Raw genomic sequence first — 17063 nt, forward strand, 5'->3', positions numbered from 1 at the left:
CACTGATCCTTTGCGACTCTCAAGCTCCGATTGTCCGCTATCCACCTTCTGGGTTGCATCATCGAGGATCAGATTGGGTCAAGGCTCATATCGGGAGATCGACCATGAACAGCAGCGGATCCACCAGAGGTCGCAGCAGAGCTCCGATGTCCCATCGCCGGTTCAGCGAGTTGGTCGAGGAAGTCTCGATCCAGACGGAGTCGCGACTGCCCTTCCACCTGCTCGGCTTCGATTTTGAGGCCGTCGTGGTCCCCCGGGAGGGCAACGGCGCCATGATCCCGGACGACGACGAGACGCTCATTTCCTTCCAGCAAGCCGAGGACGCTGACGAGGACGATCCGTTCGGCAATGACCTGGATGAGGACGAGGAGACCGATCTGACGCTTCCGGTCTATCTCGCCTGCGATCCGGTAGGCGGTGTGCAGGTTGTCGGCTTGCACCGGGACGGTTCGATCACCCAGTCGAGCAGCTTCGACTGGCGCGACTATGACGGCATCACGAAGGAGATGCTGGCCCAGCTGGACCTGGTCTCAACAGGTCTCCACTAGAAGCCTGGCATCATAGGAGCGGGCCGCATGTCGTCCCGCTCCTGAAGCATTGCTTCGGCGATCGCCAGCGAGACGTGTGGCCACTCCACCGTGAGATCGACCGTCTTAAGCCGCCCGGAGGCACCTGCGAAGGTTTCGGTGACGATCCCGCACAGCTCGCCTTCCAGCCACGCGTCGTGGCTCTCCAGCGCTTTCCTGGCCTCGTCCACCAGATTGTCGGCATCAGCGCCCGCCGGCGCACGCCACCAGGCGTCAGCGGCCTCGCCAGGGCCAGCAATCGCATAGCGCCCCTGCGACCTCACCAACCCAACGGAAAGCCCATCGGCAGCGTCTGCGATATGTCCCCGTTTGGACGTCGGAGCGAAGAAATGCATCGGCGGCCACGGGTCAAAAGCGAGATAGCGTACGACGATCCGGTCGCCGTCATCGCTCACGCGCAGGCTGCCCGCCACGGGCTCGTAAGCCGTGTCGATCCCGAGATCCCGGTAATCTGCCTGCTCGAATGCGCCGACGGCCGAAGCCATTTCGTATCGTCCTCTGGAGTCGCTTGATCCGAGGACGATCCTATGGCGGGACGAATGCGACAACCTCACGCGCCGGCTGCGAGCGCCGCGGATGAGGTCTCGCCCCAGCCTTCAAATGCGAGGAGCAGGGGCAGCAGCGCGGTCGACCAGCATTTGCTCGGCGATCGCGGGGAAATCGAGATTCCGGCGGTGCGCTTCCTCGATCAGAGTGAAAGCCAGGTGGAAGAGGCCGATCTCGGGGTCATCCTCATCCACGATGTCCGCAAGCTGCGTGTGGATCGCGACAGCAGCGGCCCCGGCTCGCGTGCTGGCTTCAGTGGGCCCAAGCAGCTCGCGGTCGAAGCCGAGATCCCCTAACGCCGGCGGGGCCCGGCCGGTGATGGTCTCGTAGTCGCATGAGATCGCATCCAGGACGTGCTGCAGGTTCACGTTGTTAGCGCGAGCGAAGTCGAGCATCGAGCCCAGGACGTTTTGAAGCGCGAGCGAAACGTCGCCGTTCTCATGTCGAGCAATGAGGTTGTGCAGACGCAGGGTCTCACCAGCGATCACATCCGGGCCAAGGCGCGCCTTGCCGAAATGCGCCATCGGCAACGTCTCCGGCTTGCCGGCGTGGATCTCGGCGAAGTCGCCGTAGCGAGCGCGATCGGGCTCGATCGCGATGCCGGTGTAAGGATCTCGGTGTTGGCGGTGGACAAGGCCCGCGGCGAGTGGCCCGGGTTCGCGAAACATCACCAACGTCGCCGCGGCGAGGACATCCGTCGCCTCGACTTCGACCTCGATGACTTGGTCTGCAGCGGCCACCGTCATCGGGCCAGGGATATGGCGCTCACGGATCAGAAAAAGGGGCATGCAAATCCTCGTGGGCTCTAAGCTCGAAGGCGCCGGCGGACGCGGTCACTTCATGTCATCCGCTAGAGCCGGCTGATGGGACGATCCTACGGCGCGACGAATGCGACAACCTTCAGACGCGGCCCGCAGCGAGTTCGGGGGAGGCGGCCTCATCCTTCTTCGGCTGGCGCGGGAAAGCGCAGAGCGAGAGCTCCTCGATAACGGCTGAGGCGCAGAACCAAGCGAAGATCCCGCCACCGAGGCCGGCGCAAGCTCCGAGCGAAATCAAGGCTGTCAGGACGAGGCCCCAAATTCGCGCTCGAAAGCGATTGACGCGGAAATGCACCGCCGTCTTGAGGTAAAGTTGGTGCTTGGCGTCCGTCCATTCGCCTTGGGCATCCCGCATCTGCACGCGAATACGCCTGGCGAAGGAGAACGCGGTCACAAGGGTCGCAAGGCCGATCATCAGCGAGGCCGATGCGATCGCAGCCCAGCGCGGCAATACATCGCCGAGATGAACAGCGATGTAGATCATGAAAATCCAGTAGGTCGCCGTGCTCAGCAGAACGAATCCGATCTGCACCGTCGGCAGGGACACACCCGCGCGCTCCTGAACCACCGCGATGGCTTGATCAGCCCGGTTTACGAGCCAACCGTCCAGGTAACCGAGCATCGAGTTGGCCATCGCGTTTCCTTTCGATCAGCCGGCGACCGGCGAGGGCGCAAGCCGATGCTCTGTCCGCTTGGTCGGCGTCCGCGGAAAGGCGCAGGCGAAGTACATGTTTGCCAGGAGGTTCAGCATGATCGGGACCATGATCGAGTATTCCCCTCCAAGAAGAAGCCAGGACACCATCGAGGGCGGCGTCAAACAGAGGGCTACCACGCGGAGAAATGCCTGGTTTTCACGATTGTAGACAGCGATCCCCGCGTATTTTCGGGTCTTCGCCTCCGTCCATTCGCCGCGAATGTCGGCGAGATAACGGCACGCCAGCTTCTTCCAGCCGAGTACGGTGATGAAGACCCCGAATGCAAGCGGCACGATGTTCCAGACCGTCAGACCGAGCAGAACCCACGCGACGGTCGCGAACAGCAGAAATAACGCGATCAGCGAGGTCAGGCCGATGAGAAGCACCGTCGGCAAGCTAATGCCGTGCTTGGTCTGGAGGTCGCCAACAAAGGCATCCGCCTCGTAGATGAGGAAGGTGTCGGCGGACTTGAAGGAAATGTGTCTCATACGCAAAGGATGGGCGGACTAGATCTCCGATGGCAACCCTCAACCAGCGCCCATCCACCACCTGAAAGGGCCCGCGACGCTTACGGCTTGGAGGTCGCGAGCAACGGATGCGCAACCCCGGAAGCGTCGATACCTGCGGCCTTGAGGGCGTCGCGGATCTGGTCGGACGTCACCCGAATTGCCCTCATGGTTGCCTGCTCTTCGCTCACCGCCATTTGCGTGTGGAACATCGGAATCGAGCTCAGAACACCAACCATGAGGATCAGCAGCATCAGGTGGTCCCGCAAAGGCTTGCCCTACCTGCTTTCCCACGCCCTCAGAGCCATCACAGCCGAGAGAGACAGCGCGGGTATGGCGATCGCCCAAACGGTGCTTCCCATCAGTCGACCGATGAATACCTTGTCGAGCGCCTCGTACGGACCAGCCATCATCTCGACGACCCGCTTCGCCGGCAGGGCCTCGTAGTAGACAGAATAATTCGGCGCTCCGGCATCTGAGGTTGATCGGCTCTTGACCGGGAGACGGAACCAGGCTGTCTTCGATAGGAACGTTTGAAGAACAATCGGATCTGATGCTGCTGACCTATCGCTACAAGCTGAAGCCGACGCGGGCGCAATATGCGGCTCTCGATCGCCTGCTTGAGGCTCAGCGGCAGCTGTACAACGCGGCGCGTCAAGAGCGCATTGAGGCCTGGCGCAAGGCAGGGAAGTCGATTTCGAAGATCGACCAGAACAAGTCTCTGACGCAGATCAGGAGCTTCGACGAGACCTACGCCTCGATGCCCGTCGCGCTCTCGCGCTGGTCACTGGCACGGCTCGACGACGCCATGGCGGGCTTCTTCGCCAGGGTGAAGCGAGGGCAGAGCCCTGGCTTCCCGAGGTTCAAGCCTCGATCGAGGTGGAGCAGCTTCGGTTTTGACGAGTGGAGCGGAATCCGACTGCGCTCCAGACGCCTGCTGTTCAAGCCGATTGCTGGAGGTCTGCGCCTCAACCTGCATCGACCGATCCCGGAAGGTTCGTCGATCAAGTCCTGCACCTTCACCCGGCGTGGACGGCACTGGTGGATCACCCTGGCCATCGACGTCGCCGTGGCTAAAGCTCACGCTGCGCCGGAGAGCACTGTCGGTGTTGATGTCGGGATCGAGTATCTCGCGACGCTGAGCGATGGTGTGCATATCGAGAACATTCGCCCGCGATCGCGCCGAGAGAAGGAACTGCGCCTTGCCCAGCGCGCTCTCGCCCGCTGCAAGCGCGGCTCTAAGCGGCGGCGCAAAGTTCGGGAACGTGTCGCGATCGGCCATCGGCGGATCCAGCAAGCGAGGAGCTCCCATCTCCATGAGGTCTCAGCCAAGCTGGCGCGGCGCTTTGCCTTCATCGCTGTGGAGGACTTGAAGCTGAGGAACATGACCAGGTCGGCGCGCGGAACAGCGAACGAGCCTGGCACGAATGTCCGGCAGAAGGCCGGCCTGAACCGGGCGCTGCTCGATGCAGGTCCCGCGCGTCTGATCCAGATGCTGACCTACAAGGCTGAGAGAGCCGGTGGGACGGTCGTCAGGGTCGATCCACGTCGCACCTCGTTGGAGTGCTCCTCCTGCGGAACAATCGTGGAGAAGACGCTCTCCGAGCGTCGCCATGCCTGCGGTTGCGGTGCTGACCTGCATCGCGATCACAACGCGGCGATCAATATTTTGACCCGGGCGCTGGTCGCCCACGGGCGGGCTATGCCGCCCGGAGACGGTAACGTGGGGCATCAGCCCGAGCGTCGTCTCGGAACCGCGGTCGCCAAGGCAGCCTAGCTGCCAACGTTCCCGTAAACCGGCGTAAGAGGATCAACCTCAGATCCCGGATAGCCAATAATTCCACGGCAGAAGGTCATGCTCGCCCCAGACGTACCAGAACCCATAGATAACGAGGGCCAGAACCGGGACGAAGAAACAGAGGATCCACTACAGGTCGGTGCGTTTCATGCGGCGGACCCGCTTGTCTTCCGCGGGCTTGATGTCGGTGATCGCTGTCATGATGCCTCACAAGATCCAAATGGCCGGAGATCAATCTCCGATCGCACGATTCTTTGGTGACAGCATCGCCTGAATGGAACGATGGTGCAATTCTATTGAGGAATGTCGTTCTCGCCGCTGACGCTCGCAACACGCGCCCTTAGCCGCGCGGTCATCGCCACAAGCGATTTGAGGCGATGCGGTGTTCCGTCCCCGACAACACCATAGCTTCGGATGACGTACCAGCCGGCCTTCGAGGGCTGCACCAGCGGCGGCACGCTGTCCGGGTTAGCCTCGGCGAAGGCTGCAAGATAGTCCTTGACAACCTGGGCCGGGTCGAGCCGCTTCGGCGGCGCTGGGGCTGCATCAACCAATTTCATGATCTGCCCCCTTGGCGGAACCTCACTGGCTGGCCCTGCGGAAATCTTGCTCACGCCGCTCAATTTGCGTTGCGATTGCGTTCGTGACCGCAGCCTGGATGGCCAACTCGATCGTGTCACCGAATTCGGTATGCCCGAGACCAGCGCTAGCGCCCCAGCGGCCGTCCACGGTCCTCCAGAATGTGACCGAATAGCAGGGGCGCTGCGTCTCCTCGGCGAGGCGCTCATAGCTTTCAACGATCGTGGCCATCGTGCCCTACCTCCCCATAAAAAAAAGGCGGAGAGCAGCGCCCTCCGCCTTTTGAACTTCTGGAGAAGCCGATCAGCCGGCGACGGTCCAGGCCATCGTGGTGGTGCCGCTGGTGCCGCAGCCGTTCTGGGCGTTGGCCGGGGTGAAGGGCGGCGGGGTGGTGGTCGAAGCGGTGGCGCCGCCGATCACGAGGCCGACGATCGCGCGGCCCATGTCCATGGTCGCGAGCTTCTGGCAGGCCTCGGCCGGAACACCGGTGAAGGAGACATAGAAGCCGGAGTCGGTGCCGCCGCCGGTGTTGGTCGGCAGGACGGTCACGGTGCCGTTGAAGGCGTGACGCAGCGCGCCGCCGCCGGCGTTCATCTTGGCGGGCAGGGTGTTGGCGATGGTCGAGTTCTGCAGCCCGGTGAAGCCGGCGGCGCCGGCGTAGGTCGAGCGGATGTTCTGCTGGATGGTCGCGAGCTGGCTTGCGGATTCAGCGACACGGCTGTTGGTGCTGGCATTCTGGTAGAGCAGCATCGCGCCGGCGACGACCAGCATCAGCAGACCGAGCACGGCGGCGGCTTCGATGAGGGAAAGGCCGCGACGAACGCGGCGAGCAGTGGCTCGTGCGCGGACCTTGAACGAGTTGGCAGTGATCGACGTCATCTGCTGGGTCTCCTGGTTGAACAAGCGGCGTCCGCGTGGAGCCGATCCTTACGAATCCATGCCAATCCAGCGCGGCCATGAAGGACGCATTGAATAAGCAGCCCACATTCAAGGAGTGTCAACCAGATTCTAACGATATTTGAAGGACTGAGCTTCCGTTGCGGCTCAGTCCTTCAGTGCGGGAGCATTCCCGGCTCCGGCGCCGCGTTCTCGAACTCGGCGATCGCGGCCGAGACCAAGGTCTCGTAGGCATCAGCAAAGGACCGCGCAGAACGATTCGAAGCGAACCATGCGCGAAGGGCGTGAAGATCCTTGGAGGTGAGATGCGGCATCCGCGTCGGCCGGATGCCACGCGTGATCATGAAATCCTCGCGCGCGTTGTCGAGCAGGATCTCGAAGTCCTGATCGCGCGGCGCCGGAACCTGAACCACTGAGAACCGATCGCGAAGAGCCGGCTGCACCGTCCTCAGATCGTTCGCCGTGGCGACGTAGGTCACATGCGAGATGTCGACCGGCGCCATCAGGCAGAGGTCGTGATAGGTCCCCGAGCCGATCAACTGCAGCAGAGCGTCGGCAGCGCTGCCATTCGCACTGGTCGAGCGCGAGGTCTTGTCGATCTCTTCGAGCACGAAGGCGGGATTGGCACAGTTGTGCTCATGCATCCCGAGCACGATCGCGCTGGGGCGCGTCGTGGCCCAGCTGCGCGTCACCGCGGATATGCCGGCACCGTCAGCCACACCACCAAGCGGGAGCACCGTGGTCGGCAGTCCGGTCGCCTCACAGACAAAGCGCGCCAGCGTGGATTTGCCGGACCCTGGAGGCCCGACGAAGAGCATAGGCGATAGCGTGATCGGACGATCACCCTCGGCAGCCCGCAGCACGGCAAATCGGTTCTCGATGCGTTCGGCAGCGATCTCGGCCCAGGGCCAGCGCTGGCGAATAGCGTCGCCGATGCGACGGGGCTCGGGAAGTTCGCCGAGGAACGGCAGCTTGCGCCCGATCAGAGCTCGGTACCGCTTAGAGATCTCGCCGCCTTCGCGGGATTCCTGATCCCCGATCTTGGTGATGACGGTCGTCCCGAACCCGATTTCTTCGAGCTCTTCGACGTCTTCGACGGCCGGTGCGAGGGTCGAGCTTTGCTTGTCCGCCATGCTTTTCGTACCTTGACCGGAATCCGTCAGGCGCCCGAGGGTTTCCAGCCACTCGGAAGACAAATTGTCCAGCGTCAGCCGTTGTTCCGCGAACTCCTTCGATAGCGCGCAGGCCTGGGTGATGACAACCATCTGCTGGATGGCTTCAACATGACCTTTCTGAGCCGCGAGCCACATCCAGGTGCGTATCTCGTCGCAGGCGAGGACGCTCAACCCGATCTTGGTAGGCTCCGATGCAGCCCTGTAGGCCACATCCTTGGGCGGCTTACCGGGAACGAAAAGCGTGCGGGCGAGACCCGGCACGCGCTCGATTGCACGCGTCCGCATCCAATCGAAGACGTTGTCGATCTGGCGTGTCGTGAACGCGTCCGGCAGGCGCCACGACGCGAGAAATCCGAGCTCACCACCAACCACCATTACCACCTTGCACCACAAAATGCTGTCGCGACGGTACAGGCCGTCCGCTTAAATCCAGATGAATTGAATTCGCTCGATCTTTAGGGACCGCAGGAATCGAGTGAGGAAATCCTTGATCAGGGCGCGATGCCCGCCTCCGGCAGGAAGCGAACGTGGTCATCCTCGATCTCGAAAGGCCGCTCCATGATCACTTGGACCTTGAATGTCGATCAGCCACGCGGGCCAGCCCGGCACGTTCGTGCCCCAGCATCCGATTGAAACCGCGGTTGGCTCACCAAGACCGGTCGGGCGCGCGAGCGGTTCCGACTTCTGGTCTGGCTCGGGTCACTTCGTGCTACCGATCACCAAGGACTGACCGCTCGAACCATTCAGGGCCGTGGTCTGCGTCCGACCAGGGATAAAGTACACTCCCAAAATGGTCACGTAGATGATCGCAGCAATGGCTCCCGACTTGAGGGGACCAAATGACTTCCCGCCCAACCTGGCGGTTCGCGCATCGGATGCCACGACGACCCACGCCGCGGACAGCGCGAATGTCAGCACCAGCGCGACAAGGAGAACTTTGGGATCCGGGTTCCCCGCCAACAAAAACAGCACGACGACGGCGTGCGCCATATAAAGCATCCCGAGAATCGTCGTCATATCAAAGTCCTTTCAGAGCTCAACCTACCTGCAGCCCCGGGGGCGGCATCAAATTCAGTACCACGATGGTATACGCTGTTCTATTTTTCGGCTTCGATATCCACGGGCGAGTTCCTTCATTCAAGGCGCGGCGCCCATCTCTGGTAGGAGGCGAACACGATCGTCTTCGATCTCGAACGGTCGCCCGAGCAGCACCGCTTCCTGGATTTCAGCAGCGAGCTCCGGGCGGCGTGCAATCGCTCGGCCGGCCGCGTTGATGGTGTAGCGTTCGGTCGCGCCGCCCGAGCTCTCGACGCTGACAGCCATGCAGCGGAGCAGGCCGAGCACCGTCCTCTTGGAAATGAGCACGACGTCGAGCCAGCATTCGCGGCCGGCGGTGACGATCTCCGCCTCCTCGAAGCGGCCTTCAGCCTCGGCCGCGGCCATGATCCTCAGCACTTCGAGTTCGCGCCTGGTGATCATCGAGCTCATAACGCTGGGCTGGCCGGCGCTGCGATAGGGGAGATTTCCGCGATAAAGTCGCGGATTTCACCCAGGGCAGCGCACTCCGGGATGTGATCCGAGTTCGCAGACCGGTACTTCCGCTCGCCGGCCGTCACGGTGATGAAACCCTCTTTCCCCCAGGTTCGCCATGACGGGCGTTCGATCTCGACCGTCGGTTCAGGGGTCTCGTAGACCGCGATCACGAGCTCGCAGAAGACAGCATCATCGAAGTAGCGCGACACCGTCGGCGCCGCCGACGCGATCTGCTTGGCGATCGCGTCGGCACGTTCTCGCGCGACGTGGTTGCGGGTGCCGAACTGAGAGTTCCTGGCTATTCTCATGGCGTGCGCCATCATCGCCAGATCGGCGATATTGAACTCCATCGAGACTGTCCGGGGATGGTTGCTCATCGCATTCCTCACAGCGGCGAAGCGATCGCAGCGCCCTGATTGGATAGCATGACCGATCCTTGCTTGTGTACGCCGGGCTTGCGCTCATCCACCGGATGGCGTCCTGTCGCGAATGCCTGCGATTCCTGCCTTCATGCCGTCTCTCGCCTCTCCCTGGTCCGATCAGGTCTCCGGAGCGTGATGCCGACCCACGAGATCCCTGACCTGGCGCCGACGCGCGCCCTGATGCGGGAGATCGGCTTCGACGACGAGGACCTCGCGGAGCTCTTCGTCAACCCGAAGACTGAGACGATCCTCGTCGATCCCAAGGCATGGTTCTGGACCGATCGAAAGTGGTGGAAGCATACGCGGCCAGAGACCATCGACAAGATGTATCGCGTCGCCGGCGGCTGCTTTGCGGAGTTGAGCCTGTCCGAACAGGCGGCGATGCTCGGGCTGGAGATCGAGGAGATCGCGGGACGACCGTCGAGGGCGGCTCGCGGCATGTGGGTGCTTCCCGACGGCTCGACCGGGACAGTCGAGGACCTCGCCCTGTCTCACTATCGAGAGCGCGGCTATTCAGGGACCGCCACCGAGGGCAAAGCGCTCAACGGCATCAACCTGATGAACGGCCAGGTCTTCCAGAAGCACTTCGGCCATTGGCTCGGGTTCGATGAGACCAACCAACGGCAGCATCAGCCAGGACCCGAATATGCGGCCAAAGTGCTGGTCTCGGCCCGAGAGGTGCTCGCGAACTTGCGCGCCGTCTACGAGGCACGGAAGTCGTATTACCTCGGCCTTCTGAAGGCGCCGATCGAGGAGATCGAGACCTATATCGCCACCGTCGGCTCCGAACATATCCTGCGCTGCCTGGAACACCGATACGTGCATCGCGCGATGGTGTTCAGCGGGCACTTCGACCTGACGCTGCGCGGCGACGGCCTGCGCTTCGTCGAGGTCAAAGCCAAGGACCGACTTCACGGCAACCAGGCCGATTGGGTGCGGAGCGTTGCTCGTCCGCTGGGTCTCGATGTCTCGATCGCGCGTGTCGTGGCGTCCTAGGCCTTTCCGAGCGCAATCCTAACAGTCTTCAAGAGCACTGCGGTTCGAGTGTCGGCCGGCCCGTGGAGCTCGCGTTCCAGGCCAGCCAATTTCTCCAAGCAGGTCGCTCGGACGCTGGCGTCAGCCCCCTTGCACTCGACTGCCCCGAGGCGCGCCTTCTCGAACGAGTCGAAATCCATGTGCCGGCGGAGCACCGAGGCCTGGTCGTTGAACGGCGAGGTCACAATCGCCTGCGCAAAACGGTTCAATGCCGCAAATTGAGCGCGCGGCTCGGGAGCGCCGTGCTTCGAAAGTTCGCCAAAGTCATCGAACAGGCGGCCTCCTGCCGCCGTTATGGCGACGGCCTCCTCCTGGAACCGGCTCGCGATATTCCACATTGGCGCGAGCGCGAAGCTCGCGGCCACGGCTCCTCCCAGGATGCCGACCGCGAAGCCCGGCAGTGATCGCGCGTGCATGGCAGTGGTGTAAAGCCGGCCGGACAGCGCTCCCATGAGGACCGCGGCGGCGAAGGCGTACGAGATCATCGCGCCCAATCCGCTCGTGTTGACGGCGATCAGAAGATGGAGCACCGCGACCCCGACCACCCATGACCAAAAGACCGTCGGCGCCCGGCTCGTGCTCCCGCCTGAGAAGGCCGCCGCAGCGAGGATCGTCGACCAGATGACCTGCTCGAAGATCGAACCGCCAGCATCGAGAAGCCCGAACTCGGAGCCCAGCTGCGCAATGCTCTTGTAGAGACCCGGCAAGAGCGCTGCGATGACCACCGTATTTGACCCGGAATCCGAGAACAGGACCTTCAGAGCGCTGGCTACGCGGGACATATCGACTCCTCAAACATCGGATCTACCCAAACATCTACACACCCGATCACGGCGCCGTCACCGCAATTTCGCCTCCGCCCACCAGAATTTCGGGAGCTTTCCTTGTTCCTGCAGCTCGGACCCCATAGTTTGTCGTCATGAAGCCGCCTGTCCTGCTCTCGCGCGACGAATTCAGCGCTGCCGTCCTTGCGAGGACTGGAGGCTGCTGCTGCGCGCCTGGGTGCCAGGAAGCAGCCACGGCCGCGCACCACATCATTGAGCGCCGGCTCTTCACTGATGGCGGCTACTATCTCGAAAACGGCGCACCGCTGTGCAAGGACCATCACCTTGCTGCGGAGTACACGACGATCTCGCCGAGCGAGCTGCGCGCGTGGCTCGGCATCAAGCGTTTGGTCCAGCCGCCGCAGTTCGAAGACGACGAAATCGTCGATAAATGGGGCAACCCGATCCTGGCGAATGGATCCCGCCTTCGGGGCGAGCTCTTCGACGAGGAGCCGGTTCAGAAAGCGCTGGCCGCCGGCGGTGTACTCAGCCTGTTTCGGACGCATGTGAAGCATCCGAAGACCTGGCACATGCCTGGGTCGCCCGGGCTTGGCCGCGGCGACCGCATGCTCAAGGACCTCAGCACCTTCAAGGGCGAGCGGGTCATCATGACCGAGAAGCGCGACGGCGAATGCAGCTCGCTCTATCGGGATCATACGCACGCGCGCTCCCTGGACAGCCGGCACCACCCGTCCCGAGATTGGCTCCGGGCCTATTGGAGCGCCATCCGGTGGGACATCCCGGAGTTATGGCGGGTCGTAGGCGAGGGCACCTATGCCCGCCATTCGATCGCCTACTCGGATCTGCCTTCGTATTTCGAGGGTTTCGGTATCTGGGACGAGCGCAACTTCTGCCTCAGCTGGGACGAGACGCTGGAGTGGTTCGACCTGATCGGCTGCAGCGCGGGGCTCTCGGTCAAGCCGGTGCCGGTGATCTACGACGGCCCTTACGATCCCGAGGCAATCGAGGAAGCCTGGCAGGCCTACCTCGCCCACGACATCGCCCAGGCGGAGGCCTCAGGCCGGCCGCTGCAGCAACGCGAGGGCTATGTGATCCGGACCGCCGCTGGGTTCGCGTATCGGGACTTCCGCAAGCACGTCGCGAAATGGGTGCGCCCTAACCACGTCAACACCAGCGAGCACTGGATGCATGCGGAGATCACGCCGAATGAGCTGGCGGAGAGTGAGAACGCTTATTCAACCAATTATGGCCTGAAGTAACTCTGCAGCCCGCCTTCTAGAACTATCTGCGTTGATGAGGCGGATGATGCGCTTCGAAACGGTGAGTAGCTCAACGAATTCGTCATGAGCGATAGGTCGCGAATGCGCGACCTCATTCCTAAGGAATATCAACCTCCCCAAGTTCAGCCTGAAGTCGTCTTGATCGCCGAAAACCTCCGAGAAGCACTCACTCCAATTGTCCCTCCGGATGATAATCTCCTTCAATTCCCCGAGGGTGGCGTATGCTAGCGGGCGTACGTCGACAGTACCACGTTTGACAGCTGCGGCTTTGAGCTGCGTTACCCGGCCGAATATGGCGCTGCCGCTCCTTTGTTTCAGCCATTTCGGCCCCGCTACCGCCTCCAGCTTATAGGCGACGACATTTCTCAAGCGGACTTCCACATCTGAAACGAGCTCACTCGCGCGCCCAAACATTTCGCTCTTGCGAAGGATCTGCCCCCGAAAAGTGATCTCATAAGCGAAGTCTTTAGCGGTTGGAGGCCACGGACCAGCCAGTGCTACCTTAAGCTCCTCGACAGTCATTCCCAGCAGTTGCCCGGGACGCACGCCGTGATCTGCTGGTTGCTGCTGAAGCGCTTCCCCCTTGTCGACGCGCAAAGGAGGGAGCGAATTATCGACAAAGATCGGACCAATGCCCGTCACGGACTGAGAGATCATTTCGATCGAGCGCCGATTTTCTTCCCAAATTTTCGCTATCGCGGTTTGACCCGCTTCCGACCTCAGGTAGTCCCTTAGTTCCTTCAAGCGCGCCTCTGAACTGAATTCAAGCGGTCTACGACATTGGGGTTGAACAAGAATTCCGCCGTCTATCCATTTCGAGCCTGGTTTGGCGCAACGTGCAAGCACATGCTGTCAACCGTGTTCCATCTCGAAGCTAGCCAGGCCTGCGAAAGGATTGCCATCCACTCCCGGCTACAGCCTGGGCGAAGGAGCCTCAGTCGACTCCGGTGACCCCGGCGCTCCACCCATAGAGGGATAAGCACCGGTGGCGATGCATGCTCGGCGCGAGCACGCGCTCGGGCGACCTTCGCTGCTGGCATAGGTTCTCCAAGCACGCAGCAAAAAGCCCCGCCTTCTGGCGGGGCTCGAAATGTTGTTTCCGGAGGAGCAAAGGGCTCGCCTACTGCCCACCCGTTATCCGGTTCGAACGCTTGGCTGATGCGATATCGTAGCCAGCCGGCAAGTCCTCACCCTCGGGCCAGAAGGCACCATTGATCGTCATCAGCACACCGGAGACCACGCGATTGTACATCAACCGATAGAGCATCTCCGTCGGGATTAGGGCGCGAGCGGAATGAGTTTGATTGATCTCAGGCGCGGATAGCGGCCGCCCCGCCGCCCGTATCATGTCAATCGCCTCGTCCACAGTCCGCTTATTGAATGCTCGACTGTGATAAGCCTTAATCTCGGGATTCCCGGCGACAGGAACTGGCTTCATCCCCGATTGATCTCCCGCTTTTGGGGGCAAATCAGGCTCATCGACCGAGAGGACATCCTCTCCCGTAAGTCGAGCAAGGTATGCGGAGACCGCCCTCCTTTCTGCCAGTAGTGGAGCCAGTTTCTCATCGAGGCTTTCCAGTTCCCCGCGCGCGAAGGCAATCGCCTGCGCCTTATCGTGATCCTTGGTCATTGTCTGAGGCTCCGATCGCCACGAATTGATTGGCACCGTTGGTGCTGCACACGTTTTAAGCGCGATGTGCTCTTTCGGCTGTTCCGCATGATCGAACTTGTACCGAAAGCACCGCAAAGCGCTCATTGAACATCAGGGCTCGTAGTCCGCAGGGTCTCGACCGGTCAGCTTCATCCACATTTGCAGGAAGGCAGATCGCTCGCTTTCGGTGTTCTCCCTTCGGGGGCACAGGCCGTTTTCGGCGCCTTCCACCTGATCTTCGAGCGTTTTGAAGAACGTTTCCGTATCCATAGGTTCGATCTGCAAATCGGGCTCCATCCAGTTGCGCCGGCTTTCCGCTGGCTGATAAGCTCTATCATGTGATATCGTTTATACGATATGCAAGTGGCGCGGATCCGAAATGGTGGGTGACGATTTGCTCCCAGCTCTCATCGAGCCTGCTTGTCCCATGCACGCGCTCGGGTGACCCTCAGCGTCGGAAGGATTCCGCCATGCGCTTCGACGTCCCGTTTGCCTACGAACTCGCCTACCTCAAGCCTCGAGGTCGAGTTCCGAAGACGGTCCTCATGAAGGACAGCGTCACGGTCGAGATCGCAGCGTATGGCGAGGCTGATGCGCCCGTCGTCATCGCAGGGTGTTTCAAGGCCGCCGAGCGGCTCCCCGGCCCGACTATGAGGCAACATCAGCCTTTCGAACGCCGCCTGGTGGGCGATCGCCTCTTCGAGGTCATGCACGTCCACGCGACGCCGGCGATGTCCGCCTACGAGCACCAAGAGCACGACCGCCGCGAAGGCTGGGATTGGTCCGAGGGTTACACCGGGGAAGCCCTGCGCAGGCGGCTCTACAATCCCGAGAACACGGCGAAGCTCCTCGCTGGCCTGACCGGCAGCGATGATTTGTACAAGCCGAAGATCCTCGACGAGCGGCCCGCGGGTATCGAACGGATCGTCCATGACGGCCGCGATGCGATGGCCCAGATGGTCCGCGACGCGTTCACCCGCCTCGTGCTGGTCGACGACCGGGTCCACTTCCAGACGCTCCCGCCGGCGATCGGGATCTCGACGACGGCGGCGCTGCAATGCCCGCTCGGTGAACGCGACTCCAAGATCAAGCTGGAGGCCTTCCATCGCTCCAGCCTTCCGGTTACGACGAACCTGGATTTCGCCTTCGACATTGGTCGCTACGAGCAAGCGCTCGACTTCGTCGCCCTCATCGGCCGCAAGGCGAAGTCGGCGATGCCTGGCATCGAAGTCGAGGTCCTCAATCGGCTGTCACCACAGATCGACCGCTATGATGTCACCCCGAGCTTTCCCGAGGCACGGGTCGCGGCTCTTGCTGCTATCAATCGCACCATGGACATGCTTCTCGGCCGTCTCGGTGGCCCGTTCGTTGGCTCCGCGAACCTCTCGCCGGAAGCGCTGAGGCTCGGCGCCGATCTAGCGGAAGCGCGTAATGACATCATCGCCGGCAATACCTACGCCGCCGGCCGCGCGGCGCGCCTGCTGGAGAAGGCAGCCGAGCAGCATTGGAACGGCTACAGCGCTCATCACCGTCTGTTCTCGAACTTTGCCCACCTGCGCGCGGATCTGACGACCGCCGCCGTCGATCAAGCCTGCCTCGAGGCCGCTCTCGTCGAGGGCGAAGAGCCTGACCTCGCTCACCTGGTGCCGATGTGAAGATCTCGATCCCTGCCATTTATCACGTCGAATGCGACATCCGGAACGGCCGCTATCCGCGTACCTATGCAATCCGGGAGGTGTTCGACGTCGAGATCGATGAAGCTGCTTCCGACGAGGCGCCCGAAGTCATCCGCGGCGCCTATCTTCCGAGTCATCGGGACGGACGGGTCGAATTCTCTCGCCGGCTTCACGGTCTTCACCTCTTTCAATGCCTGGACTGGACCCGATCTGGTTCCGGAGCGGCGACCTCGTACCTGAGTAACGTCATCGAGCGAGACTTCCCCGGTCAGCTCCCCGACGATGACGACGAGGTGCTCGGTGTCCTTCCTGCGAAGGCACGCCAGATCCACAGCAACACACGCGACGGCGTGGAAGCGCTGCTCATCAAGACGGCGAGCGAGCTGCTGCTCGTCGATGGTGTCCTGCATACCCGCGCGCCCGCGCCCTCAGTCAGCGTCGAGCTGCGAGGCGGGGCATTCCTGGCCTCCGGCGGTCTGGATCCCCGTGGCGAGATCACTCTCGGCCTGCCAAAGGGTGACACGACCGAGCGCGTGACCTTCCTCTTCGATGTCGCCCACCATGAACAGGCCAAGGATCTCGCGCTGCTTGCGGAGAACCTCGTTCCGAAGGCCACGTTGACGGAAAACGCTTGGATCGAAATCGACCGGTATGACGTGCCGGCATCCATCCACCAGGCGCGGCACGCAATCGGGGCAGCGCTTGCCGAATTTGAGTTCCGTCTGAAGTCGGCTCCCATGAAGCCGCCGAGGTTTCCAGGTGAAGTGAGGGGGCCGGCGGATCCTGAAGCAAGCAAGGAAGTCGTTCGCCTTCGTCGACTGTTGGCGATGGAGAACCGGGAACCGGATTCCCTGTTGCAGCAAGCCAAGGACCTGCTCGACAGTGTCACAGCCTCTGGCAACTTCAGCCGTGACCAGCTGACGGTGGTATCTCGGATTTTCACGCTCGCCGAATTCGCGTCCGAGAACAGCCCGGACGACCTTTCCCTGGTTTCCGCGAACGACCCCGAGCTCGCCAGCTTTAATTTCTAGATATGGATAACCGGGAAGTGTAATCATAATCCCGGTAAGCCACTGATAG

Annotated in this window: 22 protein-coding genes; 6 read left to right on the plus strand and 16 right to left on the minus strand. The window is 62.0% G+C overall.

Annotated elements, in window-relative coordinates:
- Window positions 1–104: 104 nt before the first annotated feature.
- Window positions 105–548 carry a hypothetical protein gene (locus tag ACODTJ_RS21470; protein ID WP_488849972.1) on the plus strand — a complete coding sequence of 148 codons (444 nt, stop codon included), beginning with the start codon at window positions 105–107 and terminating at the stop codon, window positions 546–548.
- Here ACODTJ_RS21470 and ACODTJ_RS21475 read toward each other — a convergent pair.
- The 5 genes from ACODTJ_RS21475 to ACODTJ_RS21495 all read right to left on the minus strand — a co-directional run bounded on the left by ACODTJ_RS21475 (window position 545) and on the right by ACODTJ_RS21495 (window position 3406).
- Complete coding sequence (locus ACODTJ_RS21475) at window positions 545–1072, minus strand: hypothetical protein (RefSeq protein ID WP_488849974.1); 528 nt, start codon at window positions 1070–1072, stop codon at window positions 545–547. The two genes, ACODTJ_RS21470 and ACODTJ_RS21475, sit on opposite strands and share 4 nt — an antisense overlap.
- Before the next feature lie 111 nt (window positions 1073–1183).
- Entirely contained in the window at window positions 1184–1921 is a 738-nt protein-coding gene (locus ACODTJ_RS21480; protein WP_488849976.1) for a hypothetical protein, read from the minus strand.
- A 112-nt stretch (window positions 1922–2033) separates the two neighbouring features.
- Entirely contained in the window at window positions 2034–2585 is a 552-nt protein-coding gene (locus ACODTJ_RS21485; protein ID WP_488849978.1) for a hypothetical protein, read from the minus strand.
- Between the two features lie 15 nt (window positions 2586–2600).
- On the minus strand, window positions 2601–3134 hold the full coding sequence (locus ACODTJ_RS21490) for a hypothetical protein (RefSeq protein ID WP_488849980.1): 534 nt from the start codon (window positions 3132–3134) through the stop codon (window positions 2601–2603).
- 80 nt (window positions 3135–3214) lie between these two features.
- Complete coding sequence (locus ACODTJ_RS21495; protein WP_488849982.1) at window positions 3215–3406, minus strand: hypothetical protein; 192 nt, start codon at window positions 3404–3406, stop codon at window positions 3215–3217.
- Window positions 3407–3705: 299 nt separating this feature from the next.
- On the opposite strand from ACODTJ_RS21495, the gene ACODTJ_RS21500 reads away from it, so the two are divergent.
- Window positions 3706–4929 (plus strand): RNA-guided endonuclease InsQ/TnpB family protein, encoded by a 1224-nt coding sequence (locus ACODTJ_RS21500; RefSeq protein ID WP_488849984.1) that lies wholly within the window; start codon window positions 3706–3708, stop codon window positions 4927–4929.
- A gap of 314 nt (window positions 4930–5243) precedes the next feature.
- On the opposite strand, the gene ACODTJ_RS21505 is transcribed toward ACODTJ_RS21500, so the two are convergent.
- The 7 genes from ACODTJ_RS21505 to ACODTJ_RS21535 form a co-directional block, all read right to left on the minus strand.
- Window positions 5244–5510 carry a hypothetical protein gene (locus tag ACODTJ_RS21505; protein WP_488849986.1) on the minus strand — a complete coding sequence of 89 codons (267 nt, stop codon included), beginning with the start codon at window positions 5508–5510 and terminating at the stop codon, window positions 5244–5246.
- 22 nt (window positions 5511–5532) lie between these two features.
- Window positions 5533–5760, minus strand: coding sequence for a hypothetical protein (locus ACODTJ_RS21510; protein WP_488849988.1), 228 nt, complete (start codon window positions 5758–5760; stop codon window positions 5533–5535).
- 72 nt (window positions 5761–5832) lie between these two features.
- Complete coding sequence (locus ACODTJ_RS21515; protein ID WP_173050718.1) at window positions 5833–6408, minus strand: type 4 pilus major pilin; 576 nt, start codon at window positions 6406–6408, stop codon at window positions 5833–5835.
- A 173-nt stretch (window positions 6409–6581) separates the two neighbouring features.
- Window positions 6582–7976, minus strand: coding sequence for an AAA family ATPase (locus ACODTJ_RS21520; RefSeq protein WP_488849990.1), 1395 nt, complete (start codon window positions 7974–7976; stop codon window positions 6582–6584).
- 324 nt (window positions 7977–8300) lie between these two features.
- Window positions 8301–8618, minus strand: a complete 318-nt coding sequence (locus ACODTJ_RS21525) for a hypothetical protein (protein WP_488849992.1) — start codon at window positions 8616–8618, stop codon at window positions 8301–8303.
- 120 nt (window positions 8619–8738) lie between these two features.
- Window positions 8739–9044: a hypothetical protein gene (locus ACODTJ_RS21530; RefSeq protein ID WP_488849994.1), complete on the minus strand. Its 306-nt coding sequence runs from the start codon at window positions 9042–9044 to the stop codon at window positions 8739–8741.
- Window positions 9045–9085: 41 nt separating this feature from the next.
- Window positions 9086–9484 (minus strand): hypothetical protein, encoded by a 399-nt coding sequence (locus tag ACODTJ_RS21535; RefSeq protein WP_488849996.1) that lies wholly within the window; start codon window positions 9482–9484, stop codon window positions 9086–9088.
- A gap of 207 nt (window positions 9485–9691) precedes the next feature.
- Between ACODTJ_RS21535 and ACODTJ_RS21540 the strand changes: the two genes are divergently transcribed.
- Window positions 9692–10552 carry a hypothetical protein gene (locus ACODTJ_RS21540; protein WP_488849997.1) on the plus strand — a complete coding sequence of 287 codons (861 nt, stop codon included), beginning with the start codon at window positions 9692–9694 and terminating at the stop codon, window positions 10550–10552.
- Here the strand turns inward: ACODTJ_RS21540 and ACODTJ_RS21545 are convergent.
- The gene (locus ACODTJ_RS21545; RefSeq protein ID WP_488849999.1) at window positions 10549–11373 is read right to left on the minus strand and encodes a hypothetical protein; all 825 of its coding nucleotides are present in this window, start codon (window positions 11371–11373) and stop codon (window positions 10549–10551) included. The two genes, ACODTJ_RS21540 and ACODTJ_RS21545, sit on opposite strands and share 4 nt — an antisense overlap.
- 137 nt (window positions 11374–11510) lie before the next feature.
- Here ACODTJ_RS21545 and ACODTJ_RS21550 point away from each other — a divergent pair, with 137 nt between their 5' ends.
- Entirely contained in the window at window positions 11511–12635 is a 1125-nt protein-coding gene (locus ACODTJ_RS21550; RefSeq protein WP_488850001.1) for an RNA ligase family protein, read from the plus strand.
- On the opposite strand, the gene ACODTJ_RS21555 is transcribed toward ACODTJ_RS21550, so the two are convergent.
- The 3 genes from ACODTJ_RS21555 to ACODTJ_RS21565 form a co-directional block, all read right to left on the minus strand.
- Window positions 12612–13400 (minus strand): hypothetical protein, encoded by a 789-nt coding sequence (locus ACODTJ_RS21555; protein ID WP_488850003.1) that lies wholly within the window; start codon window positions 13398–13400, stop codon window positions 12612–12614. The genes ACODTJ_RS21550 and ACODTJ_RS21555 overlap by 24 nt on opposite strands.
- A gap of 376 nt (window positions 13401–13776) precedes the next feature.
- Window positions 13777–14286: a hypothetical protein gene (locus tag ACODTJ_RS21560; protein ID WP_488850005.1), complete on the minus strand. Its 510-nt coding sequence runs from the start codon at window positions 14284–14286 to the stop codon at window positions 13777–13779.
- Window positions 14287–14418: 132 nt separating this feature from the next.
- Window positions 14419–14592 carry a hypothetical protein gene (locus tag ACODTJ_RS21565; protein ID WP_488850007.1) on the minus strand — a complete coding sequence of 58 codons (174 nt, stop codon included), beginning with the start codon at window positions 14590–14592 and terminating at the stop codon, window positions 14419–14421.
- 185 nt (window positions 14593–14777) lie between these two features.
- Here ACODTJ_RS21565 and ACODTJ_RS21570 point away from each other — a divergent pair, with 185 nt between their 5' ends.
- Both ACODTJ_RS21570 and ACODTJ_RS21575 read left to right on the plus strand, forming a co-directional pair.
- Window positions 14778–15962 (plus strand): hypothetical protein, encoded by a 1185-nt coding sequence (locus ACODTJ_RS21570; RefSeq protein WP_488850009.1) that lies wholly within the window; start codon window positions 14778–14780, stop codon window positions 15960–15962.
- Entirely contained in the window at window positions 15959–17014 is a 1056-nt protein-coding gene (locus tag ACODTJ_RS21575) for a hypothetical protein (protein WP_488850011.1), read from the plus strand. The genes ACODTJ_RS21570 and ACODTJ_RS21575 overlap by 4 nt, the downstream gene beginning before the upstream one ends.
- Window positions 17015–17063: the final 49 nt, after the last annotated feature.

The organism is Allobosea sp. FG18 (assembly GCF_057809495.1).

What these genes read in the sequence shown, in the direction of transcription:
- ACODTJ_RS21510 (WP_488849988.1), bottom strand. Translation starts at nt 5,760, where the DNA reads ATGGCCACGATCGTTGAAAGCTATGAGCGCCTCGCCGAGGAGACGCAG.
- ACODTJ_RS21525 (WP_488849992.1), bottom strand. Translation starts at nt 8,618, where the DNA reads ATGACGACGATTCTCGGGATGCTTTATATGGCGCACGCCGTCGTCGTG.
- ACODTJ_RS21485 (WP_488849978.1), bottom strand. Translation starts at nt 2,585, where the DNA reads ATGGCCAACTCGATGCTCGGTTACCTGGACGGTTGGCTCGTAAACCGG.
- ACODTJ_RS21560 (WP_488850005.1), bottom strand. Translation starts at nt 14,286, where the DNA reads ATGACCAAGGATCACGATAAGGCGCAGGCGATTGCCTTCGCGCGCGGG.
- ACODTJ_RS21570 (WP_488850009.1), top strand. Translation starts at nt 14,778, where the DNA reads ATGCGCTTCGACGTCCCGTTTGCCTACGAACTCGCCTACCTCAAGCCT.
- ACODTJ_RS21545 (WP_488849999.1), bottom strand. Translation starts at nt 11,373, where the DNA reads ATGTCCCGCGTAGCCAGCGCTCTGAAGGTCCTGTTCTCGGATTCCGGG.
- ACODTJ_RS21500 (WP_488849984.1), top strand. Translation starts at nt 3,706, where the DNA reads ATGCTGCTGACCTATCGCTACAAGCTGAAGCCGACGCGGGCGCAATAT.
- ACODTJ_RS21470 (WP_488849972.1), top strand. Translation starts at nt 105, where the DNA reads ATGAACAGCAGCGGATCCACCAGAGGTCGCAGCAGAGCTCCGATGTCC.
- ACODTJ_RS21490 (WP_488849980.1), bottom strand. Translation starts at nt 3,134, where the DNA reads ATGAGACACATTTCCTTCAAGTCCGCCGACACCTTCCTCATCTACGAG.
- ACODTJ_RS21520 (WP_488849990.1), bottom strand. Translation starts at nt 7,976, where the DNA reads ATGGTGGTTGGTGGTGAGCTCGGATTTCTCGCGTCGTGGCGCCTGCCG.
- ACODTJ_RS21515 (WP_173050718.1), bottom strand. Translation starts at nt 6,408, where the DNA reads ATGACGTCGATCACTGCCAACTCGTTCAAGGTCCGCGCACGAGCCACT.
- ACODTJ_RS21480 (WP_488849976.1), bottom strand. Translation starts at nt 1,921, where the DNA reads ATGCCCCTTTTTCTGATCCGTGAGCGCCATATCCCTGGCCCGATGACG.
- ACODTJ_RS21530 (WP_488849994.1), bottom strand. Translation starts at nt 9,044, where the DNA reads ATGGCCGCGGCCGAGGCTGAAGGCCGCTTCGAGGAGGCGGAGATCGTC.
- ACODTJ_RS21475 (WP_488849974.1), bottom strand. Translation starts at nt 1,072, where the DNA reads ATGGCTTCGGCCGTCGGCGCATTCGAGCAGGCAGATTACCGGGATCTC.
- ACODTJ_RS21540 (WP_488849997.1), top strand. Translation starts at nt 9,692, where the DNA reads ATGCCGACCCACGAGATCCCTGACCTGGCGCCGACGCGCGCCCTGATG.
- ACODTJ_RS21495 (WP_488849982.1), bottom strand. Translation starts at nt 3,406, where the DNA reads ATGCTGCTGATCCTCATGGTTGGTGTTCTGAGCTCGATTCCGATGTTC.
- ACODTJ_RS21535 (WP_488849996.1), bottom strand. Translation starts at nt 9,484, where the DNA reads ATGGAGTTCAATATCGCCGATCTGGCGATGATGGCGCACGCCATGAGA.
- ACODTJ_RS21505 (WP_488849986.1), bottom strand. Translation starts at nt 5,510, where the DNA reads ATGAAATTGGTTGATGCAGCCCCAGCGCCGCCGAAGCGGCTCGACCCG.
- ACODTJ_RS21550 (WP_488850001.1), top strand. Translation starts at nt 11,511, where the DNA reads ATGAAGCCGCCTGTCCTGCTCTCGCGCGACGAATTCAGCGCTGCCGTC.